This window comes from Micromonospora yongxingensis (assembly GCF_052601155.1).
The window spans coordinates 103,128-116,334 of sequence record NZ_JBQXEO010000020.1 but is presented as its reverse complement, the minus strand read 5'-3'; the positions used below and the strand labels follow the sequence as shown (position 1 = coordinate 116,334).

Sequence of the window (13,207 nt, the reverse complement as noted above, 5' to 3'; positions counted from 1 at the left end):
TCAGGGGGTGGGGGGTTCGCCCGAGTCCAGGACGGCCTGGGTCCAGCCGCCCTCGATGACGCCGGTGCCGTCCAGCACCGCCCAGTCGACCACGTCGGCCGCCTCCACCACGACCGGGGCGCCGATGCGGACCGAGGGGTCGCTGGCCGCGTCGCTGGCGCTGACACCGACGATCCGCTCCGGAGCGTCCCACGACGTGACACCCGCCCACACGTACTCCGGGCCGTCGTCGCCGGGCAGGCCGTACTTGACCACCAGTTGCGACTCCGCCGGCAGTTGCCCGGCCACGAACCGGGCCCGGGCGTCACCCAGCGCGGCGCGGGCGGTGGCGACCGCCCGACTCATCGCGTCACCGGAGCGGGCGTAGCGCACGTCCGGCTGGATTCCCGCGAACAGCGTCGCGCAGGCGGCCGCGTAGTAGCGCCCGTCGGGACCGGGATGCCCCAGCGGCGGGCGCAGGCTGAGGAACGAGTCGGCCTCCGGGTCGGTCGCCGGGTCCAGCTCCAGGCGCAGCAGCACCGGAGCGGTCGCGCCGTGCTGGTCCGGGTTGCCGTACGCCACCGCGATGTCGTGCCCGGTCACCGTGGCCAGCACCGGCAACTGCACGAACGCCGGCACCTCCTCGCCGTTGAGCCCGTCGGTCCAGTCCCGCAGCAGCCGCCGGGCCGCCCCGGTCATCACCGCACCCCAGGCCCGGGTGAGGTGGTCGGGCACCCCCTGGGTCTGCAACTCCAGCAGCCCGAAGCGGCGCAGGCCCTTGGTGGTGAACCACAGACCCTCCACATCCGAGGAGTACGGCACCAGCACCCAGTCCACCAACCGGATCCGGCCCTGCTCGTCGGGCAGCGAGCGCAACGCGGTCGCCGGGTCGAGGAACTGGAGGCCGAAGACGTCCACCACGTCGCTGCCGACGGACTCCGCGACCGCCGCCGCGACCGCGCGGGCCGACCACTCGTGCGCCGGCGGCCAGCCCGGCCGGTACTCGGCCTGCACCACCACCAGGTGGCTTGCCGCGGCCAGCCGCGCCAACTGCGCCTCGGTGGCACCGAACGCGGTGAGCAGATCCGGCGGCAGCTCGGGGAACTCCGCGATCGGCCGGGTGTCCACGCTCATCAGCGGGCTGTCGAGCATCTGCCGGGCCAGGCCGTGCACCGGTTCGGCCAGCCGGCCGGTCAGGGCCGCCACAGCGGTCTTGGGGCTGACCTTCGGCAGCCCGGCCATCGGCACCAGGTAGGTCGCGCTGAGCGACTCCGGAACCGGTACGGGCAGGAAGTCGTCCGTGATGAGCATTCTTGTCCCCCGGTGGCGGCGCCGGTGCTGTCGAGGCGAACGCTACCCGGCCCGCCTCACCCGGTTCAGCCGGACAGCACCAGACCCAGGTAGACCAGCGTGGTGACCACCTCGACGGTCGCGCCGAGCACGTCGCCGGTGATCCCGCCGAGCCGGCGTACCACGTGGGTGAGCAGCGGCACCGCGACGGCGAGCGCGCCGGCGACGGCCAGTGGCCCCTGCCACGGCCGGTCCGGCACCGCGGGCACCGCCAGCAGCACGACAGCGACCGCGCCGGCGGCCAGCGCCAGCGGGCCGACCGTTCCGGCCACCATGGCTCCCAGGCCGTCCGGCCGGGCCGCCGGTACGCCCCGCCGGCAGGCCACCGTCACGCCCAGCCGCCCGGCGGCGGTCGCCGTGACCACCGCCGCGAGGCAGGCGGGCCAGGACCGCCCGGCGAGCTCGGCGAGTGCCGCCGCCTGCACCAGCAGGACCACCACCAGGGCGACCACCCCGAACGGGCCGACGTCCGGCTTCTTCATGATCTCCAGCGCGGCGGCGCCCCGCCGGTACGAGCCGAGCGCGTCCACGGTGTCGGCCAGCCCGTCCAGGTGCAGACCTCGGGTGAGCAGGGCGGCGGCGCCCACCGTCACGCCGGCGGCCACCAGCGGGGGAGCGAGCGCACCGACCAGCAGCAGGACACCGGCCAGCAGCGCGCCGAGCAGCACCCCGACCGCCGGGGCGAGCGCCATCGCGGTACCCGCCACCGGACAGTCGATCCGCCCGGCCCGCACCGGCAGGATGCTGAACGTGGTGACCGCCAGCCGGGCCCCCGCGGCGAGCCGCGACTCAGCCGGCACGCCAGCCCGACGCGGCCTGCTCGTCGGCCCCGGTGGTGGCCGGGCCCGGTCCGTCCGGCTCAGGCTCGACGAACTCCGGGTCGGTGTACTCCGGCTCGGTGGGCTCCGGGGCGCCGGACTCCGGCTGCTCGTGGTCCGGCTCTCCGGTGGCCAGCGACGGGTGGACCGGCAGCGCGGCGGCCAGCGCCAGCACCGAGCGCAGCAGCGGGAGCGCGACCAGGGCGTTCGCCCCCTCGCCGAGGTCCAGCCGCAGGTCGAGCAGCGGGGTGATGCCGAGCACGTCGGCGGCCAGCCGCACCGCCGGGTGCCCGCCGTGGTCGGCGAGCAGGCACCAGTGCCGCGCCTGCCCGGCCAGATCGCGACTGACCATGCCGGCGGCCAGGCCGACCGGCCCGTCCAGCAGCACCGGTACCCGGCGGGCGGTGGCCCCGAGCAGCACGCCGGTGGCGACCGCCACGTCGCCGCCGCCCAGTTCGGCCAGCACGTCCTTGGCGCTGCGCGGGGAGCGACGGGTGCGGTGCAGCGCGTCGCGTACCGTCGCGCAGCGGATCATCCAGGCCGCGTCGTCGATCTCGCCGGAGTCGGTGATCACCCGGCTGAGCACGGCCTGCGGCTCGGCGCCCGCCGTGGCCGCCAGCACCGCCGCGGCGGCCGCCTCGGTGCCGGCGCCGCACGCGCCCAGCACGAGCAGCTCTACGCCGGCGTCGGCGGCCTGCTCGGCCAACCGCCAGCCGTAGCGCAGTGCGGACTCCACCTGCTCCGGGGCGAGCGCCGGCTGGTCCTCGATCGGGGCGGCGGCCGGAGTGTCCACCACCTGCAGGCTGGCACCACTCTCGGCGGCCAGCCGGGCCAGCGCACCCTGGCCGGCGCGGGCCTGCGCGGCCCGGCGCGCCGAATCCCCGGCCACGGCGCCGGCGGACGCCCCGCCGGCGTGGTCGCCGTGCAGCAGCAGCACCCGTACCGAACTCCAGGCGACCGGGGTCGGGGTGCCCTGGGTGGCCGCGGCGAAGCCGACCACCCGGTCGAGCACGCCCAGCCCGGCACCGGGAACGTCGAGGGTGGCCAGCCGGTCCACCGCCTGCGGCCCGGTGTGCTCGTCGGGCATCGGCAGCTCCATGCCGGGCTGGATGACCAACCCGGTGGCCACTATCGGCAGCGCCATGGTCGGTGCGGCCCAGGGGTTGCCGGGCTCCTGGTTGGGGGCGACCGGCGGCGTGTGGGTCAGCACGTCCGGCAGCTGCACCTCGGGGGTGGGCTCGCTGTCGGCCAGGCTGACGCCGACGGGCGCGGAGACGACCGCCCCGGAGCCGACCGACGCCGACGCGGTCGCGGTCTCCGACGTGCTCACGGGTGCGACGGCCGGCTTCAGCCAGACCGGCTGACCGGCGACCACCAGCACCACCGCGTCGCAGGCGTCCGCCACCGCGCGGTTGGCCGCGCCGAGCGCGTCGGTGAACGCCCGGCCCAGCGGCGTGGTCGGCACCAGTGACAGCCCCACCTCGGGGCTGACCAGCACCACCCGTGCCGAGCACCCGCGCAGCGCCTCGGCCAGCTCGGCGATCGTCGCGAGGTCGTCGGCGGGCTGGTGATCCGGGTCGAGCAGCACCGTCACCCAGCCGCCCAGGTCGTCCACGAGCAGCGTCTCGTTGGGCTGGGCGGACTCGAGCACGTCGGCCAGACGCCGCGGGTCGGCGGCGGTCTCCTCGGTGGTCCAGCTGCCCGGCCGTCGGGCGCGGTGCGCCGCGAGCCGGGTCGCCCACTCGGTGTCCTCCGGGTCCCCCTCGGGCGCGGTGGCGAGGTAGCGGACCACCGGCGCGTCGGTGACCAGGGACTCGGCGAACTCGGACTTGCCGGACCGGATACCGCCGAGCACCAGGACCGTGTTCCACCCGTCAACGGACATGCCCGTACCTTAAGGCCGCCCGGTGTCCCGCTGCCTGCCGGCCCGGCGCTCGCGATGTGGTCAGCCGCAGTGTTCGAACCCGCTGCCGTAGCTGACCCCGCCGGTGGCGCCGCCCCACTTCACACACTTTCCGGCGGCGCTGGCCCGTACCGGCCCGGCGTAGTAGTCGAAGGACCCGCTGTCGGTGCTGCGGGCACCCCCCTGCACCTCCAGGTACGCCGAGACCGCCGACCGTGTGCCGACCGCGGTGTCCTTGAGGGTGACCACGCAGTTGGCGCCGCTGCCGGAGTGGTAGAGCAGGTAGACCCGGCCCTTACGGCGGCCGTCACCGCCGGTCAACGTCGCCGAGTCGATCACCTGGTAGCCGCTGCCGCACGCCTGCGCGGCCGTGTACGGGTTGGGCCGCTCCACCGGGCTGCCACCGGATGTCGGCCTGCTGCTGGCGGACCCGGTGGGTGTGCTCCCCGGTGCCGCGGTGCGGGGGGCCGGGTCACCGCTGGCCGGCGCGCCGGGTTCGCCGCCGGTGCCGGTCGGGTCGGCTGTCGCGCTGCGGCTGGCGCCCGGCGTGCCGCTCGGCCGGAGCCCCGGGGTGGTCGCGTCGCCGCTCGGCGCCGGGACGTCCGAGGCCGACGCGGACTCGCCGGCCAGCGCCGGCGGAAGCTCCGCGCCGCCGGGCTCCCCGTCGGGTCGCAGTACCGCCACGGCCACGGCGACCAGCGCGACGAGGGCGACCACACCGGCGCCGACCAGCAGTGGCAGACGCCGTCGGGCCGAGCCCGGCCGGAGCGCGTCCTCCCGCGTCGGCCGGGTCCCCGTCGGTTCGCTCGCCAGGACGACCGGGGGACGGGGGTCCGTCGGCGGGGCCGGCGTCGGCGCGGACGGCGGCGCGGGGGTCGGCGACGTGGGCGTCGGGACGGGCGGCGGGGTCGGGATCGGGGCGCCCGGGGTGGGGGCGGCCACCGCCCACGGTGGGCGGGCGGCGACCGGGATGCTCGCCAGGGTCGCGTCGCGGGCGTCGGCGGCGGCGCCGGCCAGCTCGGCGGCGCTGCCGAAGCGGTCCTCGGGACGCTTGGCCAGCGCGCGGGCGACCACCGCCGCCACGGCCGGCGGGGTGTCCGCCGGCAGCGGCGCCGGTTCCTCCTGCGCGTGCCGCAGCGCCACGGCGAGAGGGTTGTCCCCGTCGAACGGCGGCTGTCCGGCCAGGCAGAAGTACGCCACCGCGCCGAGCGCGTAGACGTCGGTGGCGGGGGAGACCTGCTGGCCGGTGGCCTGCTCGGGCGACATGTACGAGGCGGTGCCGAGCACCATGTTCGCGGCGGTGAGCCCCGCCATGGTGGTGGAGCGGGCGATGCCGAAGTCGACCAGCACCACCCGACCGTCGGCCTTGACCAGCAGGTTGCCCGGCTTCACGTCCCGGTGCACGATGCCGGCGAGGTGGGCGGTGTGCAGCGCGTCCGCCGCCTGCGCCAGCACCGACATGGTGGTCGCCGGGTCCAGTCGGCCCGTCCCGCGCACCCGGGCGGACAACGGCTCGCCCTCGACGTACTCCATCACCAGGTAGTCGACCCGGCTGCCGTCGGCCAGCACGGCCTGCCCGACGTCGTGCACGGCCACCACGCCGGGGTGCCGCAGCGCCGCCAACATCCGCGCCTCGGCCCGGAACCGGGCGGTGAACTCCGGGTCGGCGACCAGCGACGGCAGCAGCACCTTCACCGCCACCTCGCGTTCCAGCAGCACGTCGGTGCCGCGCCAGACCGCCCCCATCCCGCCCGTCGCCACCCGTTCGCCCAGCCGGTACCGGTCCCCGAGCAGCACTCCCCGTGTCAGCACCGAGCCACCGTACCGGCCCGCGTCGACGGGGATTGATCAACCCGTGGGTCTCGGCCGAGGGCGAGCGAGCGGTCGTTGCGCGCCGGGCCGACTACGCTGGCGAGGGTTCGTCCCACGGGGACATCAGCGGCGAGGGGAGACGCGGCATGGCGTGGAGCTGGCGGTACGAGGGCACGGACGGCCAGGCGGTCGAGGGACCGGCGGAGTCGTTCGGCAGCCAGGCCGACGCCGAATCCTGGATCGGTCAGACCTGGCGGGAGCTCGCGGCGTCCGGCGTCACCTCGGTCGCGCTCGTCGAAGACGACCGGGTGGACTACCGGATGAGCCTGCTGCCCACGGCCGAGTGATGGGCTACGACCGGCCGGGCGGGGAACGGCTGGTGCTCGGGGTGCCACGGGCGGCGTTCCGGCCCAGCCCGGTCTTCCTCGGCCTGGTCGCCCTCTTCGTGGTCAGCGGCGTGCTGACCTGGAAGGGGTACGGCAGCGTCCGGTTCGACGTGTTCCTCTTCGTGGTCTCCGGCTGGCTGGTGTCACTCTGCCTGCACGAGTACGCCCACGCGGTGGTGGCCTTCCGCGCCGGCGACCGGGACATCGCCCACCGCGGCTACCTGACGCTCAACCCGTTGAAGTACACCCACCCGCTGCTGTCGATCGTGCTGCCGGTCGTGGTGGTGCTGCTCGGCGGCATCGGCCTGCCCGGCGGCGCGGTGTGGGTGGACCGGCACGCCATCCCGGGCCGGCTGCGGCACACCCTGGTCAGCCTCGCCGGCCCGGCGACCAACGTGTTGTTCACGCTGGTGCTGGTCGCGGCGATACGGATCGGCGCACCGGCGGGCGGCCCGGTGGAGTTCTGGGCCGGAGTGGCGCTGCTGGCCTTCCTCCAGCTCACCGCGAGCGTGCTGAACCTTCTGCCGGTCCCCGGCCTGGACGGCGGCAACATGATCCAGCCGTGGCTCAACCCGCAGTGGCGCCGGATGTACGACCTGTTCGCCCCGTACGGCTTCCTGCTGCTCTTCGCGCTGCTGTGGAACCCGCGCATCGGCGGCTGGTTCTTCGACGGGGTCTTCGCCGTGGGAGACGCCCTGGGCCTGCCCTCCTGGCTCTACGCGACCGGCCTTCAGCTGATCCGCTTCTGGCAGGGCTGACCCCGCCACACCGATCCAGGGTCTGGCGCCAGACCCTGGATCGGTGCGGTCGAGGGCCGAGCGTTACGGGCGCTGGGCGGGGGACTCGGTCTTCTCCGGGTTCCGCTCCGTCACCGGCTCGACGATCTCGTCGATCGCCTTGAGCAGCTCGGCGTCGAGCTTCACCCCGGCGGCCTTCACGTTGTCGTGCACCTGCTCCGGGCGGGACGCGCCGATGATGGCCGAGGAGACGTTCGGGTTCTGCAACACCCACGCCACGGCGAGCTGGGCCATGCTCAGCCCGGCCTGCTCGGCCAGCGGCTTGAGCTGCTGGACCCGGGTCAGCACCTCGTCGGTCATGAACCGGGAGATGAAGCCCGCGCCGGACTTCTCGTCGGTGGCCCGGGAACCGGCCGGCGGCGGCTGCCCCGGCAGGTACTTGCCGGACAGCACGCCCTGCGCCATCGGCGACCAGACGATCTGGCCGATGCCCAGCTCCTCGCTCGCCGGCACGACCTCGGCCTCGATGACCCGCCAGAGCATCGAGTACTGCGGCTGGTTGGAGACCAGCGGGATGTGCAGCTCCCGGGCGAGTGGGTGGGCGGCGCGCAGCTGCGCGGCAGTCCACTCGGAGACACCGATGTAGTGCGCCTTGCCGGAGTGCACGACGTCGGCGAACGCCTCCATCGTCTCTTCCAGCGGCGTGCTGTGGTCGTACCGGTGGGCCTGGTAGAGGTCCACGTAGTCGGTGCGCAGCCGGCGCAGCGAGCCGTTGATCGACTCCATGATGTGCTTGCGGGACAGGCCACGGTCGTTGCGACCCGGCCCGGTCGGCCAGTAGACCTTGGTGAAGATCTCCAGGCCCTCACGGCGCTCGTTCTGCAGCGCCCGGCCGAGCACGTCCTCCGCCCGGGTGCCGGCGTACACGTCGGCGGTGTCGAAGGTGGTGATGCCCGCGTCGAGGGCGGCCCGGACGCAGGCGAACGCGGCGTCCTCCTCGACCTGCGAACCGTGGGTGATCCAGTTGCCGTACGAGATCTCGCTGACCATCAGGCCGGAACGGCCCAGGTGTCGGAATTCCATGCCCCGACCCTAGCCCCGCTGGTTTACAAGCGCCGAACCGGTTCAGAGCACCGGGTTGGCATCGGTGAGCAGCCGGTCGATCTCCGCCAGCACCGCGGCCCGGTCCGGGTGCACCGGGTCGATCAGCGGCTCGCCGCGGCGGTCCAGCGCGCCCCACCGACCGGGGCCGCTGCCCACCAGGAACGCCACCGGGTGGATGACCAGCATCGGGTGTGCCGGCGCGACCAGCACCGAGCCGCCGCGGTCCACCACACCGCGCCGGCCGGCCACGTCGACCACCGCGAGGCCCTCGTCGGTGAAGCCGTCGACCTGCTGGCCATCGGCCAGCTCGGTCACGAAGCCGTTGTGGCGGGTCGGGACCACGATCCGGCCGGTCCGGTCGACCGCGCCCCACCCCTCCCGCCGTACCGCGGCCACCCCACGACGGAACGGTCGCACCTCGGCGAAACCGGGCGGAACGTGGACCGCGTTGGTGGCGTCGATCGCCTGCCAGCCGTTCGCGCTGTCCGCCACCCAGGCCAGGCCGTCGCTGAACGGACGCGCCGCGCGGTACGTCGGCGGGATCACCGTCGTACCGAGCAGGTTAATCAACGACCACCGGTCGGTCTCCGGCCGGCGGACCCAGGCCAGCCCGTCGTGGAACGGCTGCACCTCCGCGTACCGGGCGGGGATGATCAGGTCGCCGTCCGCGTCGGTGTAGCCCCACAGCGGTCCGTCCCGCACCGGCAGCGGGGGGCGGTCACGGTCGAGCACCTCGTCCCGACCCCGGGGGTACGGCCCGAAGCCCTGCGCCGTGGCCCGTGCGGTGACCGCGTCGAGGGCCACCCGGATCCGGTCCAGCAGGTCGGGGTCGCCGGCCCCGCGCAGGTCGAGCGCCCACTCGAAGTGCTGGCAGGCCTCCATGAGCCGGCCCTGGTCGTAGCAGGACCGACCGGCGTGTTCGTGCAGCGCGGCCCGCAGCCGGTCGGGCAGCTCGATGGAGTTCGCCTGGGCGAAGAGCTGGTCGGCTTCGGCGAAGTCCCCGCGCCAGCGCAGCACGTGGGCCAGCCGGGCCTGGGCCAGCGCCGTCCGGCGCAGCTCGCCGGTGGCCTCGGCGTAGGTGAGGGCGAGCCGGCCGTCGGCCAGCGCGTCGTCGAGGTCGCCGAGGATCCGGGACGCCACCGCCCGCAGGCTGAGCAGCCGAGCCCTGGCCCGGTTGTCGACGGCCGAACCCAACTTCTCGGTCAGCCGCCGCCGGATCGCCCGTAGCTCGTCGGGCTCCGTCAGATCCTCCCGCAGGGTGACCGGGTCGAGCCGCCAGCGGTACGCCCCGAGGACCTGCTCCGGGTCACCCTGGTCGGCCAACGTCCGGCGAGGTGCCGCCGGCGGCGGAGTGTCGGGCGGCGCCGACACCGGCACGTTCTCCTCGGATGACCCGCCCCGCGGCCCGGGAACGGCTCCGGCAGGCGGCGCGGACACCGGCTGTTCGTACGACGGCGGCCCGGAGATTGGCCGCTCGTACGCCGGCGGCCCGGAGACCGGTGTGGCGACGTCCGGCGGTGCGGAGACGGGCGGTGCGGAGATGGATTCCGCGGCGACCGGCGGTGCGGACACCGGCTGTTCGTACGCCGGCGGCCCGGAGACCGGCCGCTCGTACGCCGGCGGCCCGGAGACCGGTGTGGCGACGTCCGGCGGTGCGGAGACGGGCGGTGCGGAGACGGGCGGTGCGGAGATGGGTGCCGCGGAGACCGGCGCTGCGGGCGGCGCGGAGACGGGCGCTGCTGCCGCAGGTGGTGCGGGTGGGGCCGAGACCGGAGGGGCCGAGACGGGGTGTACCGCGTCGTGGTCGGTCGGCGCGGGTCGGTCCGGCGGCCCACCCGCTGCGGGCCGGTCGTCCGGGTGCGTGCCGGCCGCCGGTCCGGCGGTGCTCCAACCGGAGGCCGTGTCCGCCGACGGGTCGTGCGACGAGGCCGATGCCTGTCCGGCCGGGTCGCGCTCGACCGGGTCCGTGTTTCCGTCCGGGGGTGCGGAGACCGGCCGGTCCACCTGGGCGGGGATCGGCGCTTGCGCACCGAACGCGGGCGGCGCCGACGTCGGCCGGTCCACTGGTTCCGGGTCGGCGCGGCGATCGGCCACCCAGGCGGGGGGCGCGCCGGAGGTCGGCGTGTTCGGCGGGCTGGAGACCGGGTGGTCGGCCTCGGCGGAGAGTTCGGTCTGGTGGTGCCCTGTCTCGGTGCTCGGCGTACCGGAGACCGGCCGGTCGGCTTCGGTCGGTGTCGACTCAACGGCGGCCTGCGTGTCGTCGAGCAGGTCGTCCACCGAGCTACGGGGTGCACCGGAGACCGGGTGGACCGGCGGTGCGGAGACCGGGTGGACCGGCGGTGCGGAGATCGGCCCGGGTGCGTCGGCCGCTGTCCACCCGACACTGGACCCCGGTTCGGTGCCCGTGTCGTCGGTCCAGGGGTCGCGGTCGCCGGAGACCGGTGCGGCCGGCGGTGCCGAGAAGGGACGCGCCGGCGGTGCGGAGACCGGCTGGACTGCCGGTGTGGACACCGGTGGGCCGGGCGGCGCGGAGACCGGTCGGGCGACCGCTCCGTCTGGAGCCGGGTCACTCGCCACGGCGGGGCGCCGGTCGGCCGCCCCGTCGGGGTGCCGGTCGGTCGTCTCGTCAGCGACGGCTGGTTCGGCGACCGGGGCTGACGGTTCGCGCTCCGTTCCGGCCGGTGCCGGGGACCCGGCTTCGGCGTCGGTCGCCAGTCGATCGTCCGCGGCGTCGGTGGGTGGGCGGTCCGTCGCGGACTCGTCCTGGTCGGAGTCGGACTGGGCGGGGCTGAACCAGGCGGCCGGTCCGCCGGTGACGGGCGTCTCCGCCGGCTCTGGAGCGGGTGCCAGGGGCGGTTCCGACGGCGGCGGCGGTACGTACCGGCGTGGCCTGCCGGGGGCGATCGGAAGCGCCGACCCGGCGTCCGTCGCCGTGGGCGTCGGGACCGGGTGTGTCGGTGTTGCCGGGGCCGGAGGTGTCGGTGCGGAAGGTGTCGGTGCGGGAGGTGTCGGTGCCGGCCGAGTGGCCGGGGGATCCGCAACCTGCCAGGTGGGTGGCGGCGCGACCGGTGGACGCGTGTTACCGGTCGAGGCAGGCCGCTCCGGCGCTGTCGGGTGCGCCGGCGCTGTTGGCCGACGGTCGGCCGTCGGCGTGGCGCCCAGTGGCCCGTTGACCGGGCGGCGGTCCGTGGTGGGCTCGCCGCCGTGCCGCTGGTGGTCCGGGCGCTCGTCGGGCAGCGGTGGGTCCACCGGAGCGGGCAGGTACTCCAGCCGGAGTCGGGCGGCCGGCGGACCGGAGACGGGTACGTCCGTCGCCGGGGAGACCGGGGCCGCCGACACCGGCCGGTCCCGATCCGGGCGAGCGGGCGGGATGTGGGCCGCCGGGCGACGCTCGTGGTCCGCCGGAGCGGGGGAGACAGGGGCGGGAGAGACCGGTCGGTCCCGGCCGGGTGCCGGCGACACCGGTCGCTCCGGAGAGACCGGCGGAACCGGGGCGGCCCTGCCGGAGGTGGCCTGGGCGGGCGGAGCCGTCGCGGCGGGGCGTGCCGGTCGATCGTCGTACCGGGACGGCGCGGTCGGCTGCTGTGCGGGCGGCCGCGACGGGACGCCCGGCTCGGCCGTGCGGTGCGGGTCGGCGGTCTGGTGCGGCTCGGCACGGTAGCCCGGCTCGCGGGTGCGGTCCGGGCGTACGGGACCCGGCGGCGGCCAGGGCAGGCCGCCGTCCGGTCGGTGGCCCGGCTGCGGCCGGGGCTCGCGGTAGGCCTCCTCGCGGTAGACCTCCGGCCGGATCTCCTCGCGGGGGCGCCGGTCCGGGTACGCCTCGGCTCGGGCCGCCGCGTCGCGGGGTGCCTGCCGGTGCGGGTCGGCGTCGGGTCGACGCCGCTCGTCGTCCCGGCGCGGCTGACCGGGTGTCTCCGGTTCCGGCCGACGGCGGCGTCCATCGTCGGGCGTCTGTGGCGGGCCGACCCGCTCGTCCGGGTGGTACCGCCGCTCGCCGGGTGGACCGGCGTCCGTGCGGGCCCGTGCCGCCGGTCGCGCGTCGTCCGCGGCGCGGTCGGGGTGGCGCGCGTCCCGGTCGGGGCGGCCGTTCTCCTCCGTGACCCGGTCCGGGCGGCGTGCGCTGTCGGCACCGCGATCAGGGCGGCGCGTGTCCTCGGCGGCCCGGTCGGGGTACCTGTCGTCGCGGTACCGCGACCGGCCGTCCACGGTGGCCCACTGACCAGCGCCGTCGGCGGCCCAGCCGTCGGCCGTCCGGCCGTCGGTGCCGCGGGCGGGCCGGGTGCCGTAGCCGTCGGGGTGCCGGGTGCCGTAGCCGTCGTCGGGGCGCCGGTCGTATCCGGCTGCCGGTCGCTCCGGTGTGCCGCGCCGGCGTGGCGCCTCCTCCGGCTCCGGCACCCAGCCGGGCTGGGTGCGCGGTGCGGGGGACACCGGTGGCGCGGGCCGGTACCCCCGCTCCGGGTCGGCCGGCTCCTGCCGGGGTGGGCGGCTGTCGTACCGCTCGGCGGGCTGGTCCCGGTGCCAGGCGGCCTCCCGGGCCGGTGCCCGTTCCTCGCCGGGGCGGCGGTCGGACCAGGCGGTCCGCCGGTCGGACTCGGGGGAACGGCGGTCGTCGCGCCGGGTCGGCTCGGGTAGCGGCCGTCGGTACGGTTCGTGGTCGTAGCGCGCGGCGTCGGCACCGTCGGGCCGGCCGTAGGCGGACGCCTCCGCCGGGCGGTCGTCGCTCCGGGACCGTCCGTGGGCGGGCTCCTCGTCGGGCCAGGACCGGCCGTAGGGTGCCGTCTCGGCCGGCTCCTCATCGGACCAGGAGCGGCCGAGGTAGGTGCCGTCGGGGCGGGTGGGCGCAAGAGGAGGCACCTCGGTGCGGCCGACCACGGTCGCCCGGCCGCGCGGCGGCGGGGGCGGCTGGTGGGACAGGCCGATGTCGCCGGGGTAGCGCTGGCCGGGGAACTGGGGATGCCACTCGGTGGTCGGTTCGACCACCCAGGATGGTTCGTTCGGGTCCGGCCACCGGTCGGTGTAGCGGCCGTTCATCCGTCGAGCCCGTCGCCACACCCGGCCGGTCGGCCGCTCCCCGTCGGAGGCGGGCCGTCCGCGAGCGCGACCGGGTGACCGCCGGGC

General features: G+C 76.2%; 8 protein-coding genes. 2 read left to right on the top strand and 6 right to left on the bottom strand.

Features of this window, described 5'->3' with window-relative positions; genetic code table 11:
* From ACTWLT_RS22925 to ACTWLT_RS22910, 4 genes are all read right to left on the bottom strand, one after another.
* Positions 1–1,290 (bottom strand): DUF2314 domain-containing protein, encoded by a 1,290-nt coding sequence (locus ACTWLT_RS22925; RefSeq protein WP_445320154.1) that lies wholly within the window; start codon positions 1,288–1,290, stop codon positions 1–3.
* Positions 1,291–1,355: 65 nt separating this feature from the next.
* On the bottom strand, positions 1,356–2,129 hold the full coding sequence (locus ACTWLT_RS22920; RefSeq protein ID WP_445320153.1) for an adenosylcobinamide-GDP ribazoletransferase: 774 nt from the start codon (positions 2,127–2,129) through the stop codon (positions 1,356–1,358).
* Positions 2,119–4,032, bottom strand: a complete 1,914-nt coding sequence (locus tag ACTWLT_RS22915; RefSeq protein WP_445320152.1) for a bifunctional adenosylcobinamide kinase/adenosylcobinamide-phosphate guanylyltransferase — start codon at positions 4,030–4,032, stop codon at positions 2,119–2,121. The genes ACTWLT_RS22920 and ACTWLT_RS22915 overlap by 11 nt, the downstream gene beginning before the upstream one ends.
* A gap of 60 nt (positions 4,033–4,092) precedes the next feature.
* Complete coding sequence (locus ACTWLT_RS22910; protein WP_445320151.1) at positions 4,093–5,862, bottom strand: serine/threonine-protein kinase; 1,770 nt, start codon at positions 5,860–5,862, stop codon at positions 4,093–4,095.
* A 146-nt stretch (positions 5,863–6,008) separates the two neighbouring features.
* Between ACTWLT_RS22910 and ACTWLT_RS22905 the strand changes: the two genes are divergently transcribed.
* Together ACTWLT_RS22905 and ACTWLT_RS22900 are read left to right on the top strand one after the other, a co-directional pair.
* Positions 6,009–6,209 (top strand): hypothetical protein, encoded by a 201-nt coding sequence (locus ACTWLT_RS22905; RefSeq protein WP_252419577.1) that lies wholly within the window; start codon positions 6,009–6,011, stop codon positions 6,207–6,209.
* A complete protein-coding gene (locus ACTWLT_RS22900) occupies positions 6,209–7,006 on the top strand; it encodes a site-2 protease family protein (RefSeq protein ID WP_252419578.1) in 798 nt (265 codons plus the stop codon). The genes ACTWLT_RS22905 and ACTWLT_RS22900 overlap by 1 nt, the downstream gene beginning before the upstream one ends.
* 63 nt (positions 7,007–7,069) lie before the next feature.
* Here ACTWLT_RS22900 and ACTWLT_RS22895 read toward each other — a convergent pair whose 3' ends face one another.
* Both ACTWLT_RS22895 and ACTWLT_RS22890 read right to left on the bottom strand, forming a co-directional pair.
* A complete protein-coding gene (locus ACTWLT_RS22895) occupies positions 7,070–8,068 on the bottom strand; it encodes an aldo/keto reductase family protein (protein WP_252419579.1) in 999 nt (332 codons plus the stop codon).
* 42 nt (positions 8,069–8,110) lie between these two features.
* Complete coding sequence (locus ACTWLT_RS22890) at positions 8,111–13,120, bottom strand: WG repeat-containing protein (protein WP_445320150.1); 5,010 nt, start codon at positions 13,118–13,120, stop codon at positions 8,111–8,113.
* Positions 13,121–13,207 lie beyond the last annotated feature (87 nt).

Coding starts and splice junctions, on each gene's coding strand:
- ACTWLT_RS22890 (WP_445320150.1), bottom strand. CDS start 13,120: ATGAACGGCCGCTACACCGACCGGTGGCCGGACCCGAACGAACCATCC.
- ACTWLT_RS22925 (WP_445320154.1), bottom strand. CDS start 1,290: ATGCTCATCACGGACGACTTCCTGCCCGTACCGGTTCCGGAGTCGCTC.
- ACTWLT_RS22915 (WP_445320152.1), bottom strand. CDS start 4,032: ATGTCCGTTGACGGGTGGAACACGGTCCTGGTGCTCGGCGGTATCCGG.
- ACTWLT_RS22900 (WP_252419578.1), top strand. CDS start 6,209: ATGGGCTACGACCGGCCGGGCGGGGAACGGCTGGTGCTCGGGGTGCCA.
- ACTWLT_RS22905 (WP_252419577.1), top strand. CDS start 6,009: ATGGCGTGGAGCTGGCGGTACGAGGGCACGGACGGCCAGGCGGTCGAG.
- ACTWLT_RS22895 (WP_252419579.1), bottom strand. CDS start 8,068: ATGGAATTCCGACACCTGGGCCGTTCCGGCCTGATGGTCAGCGAGATC.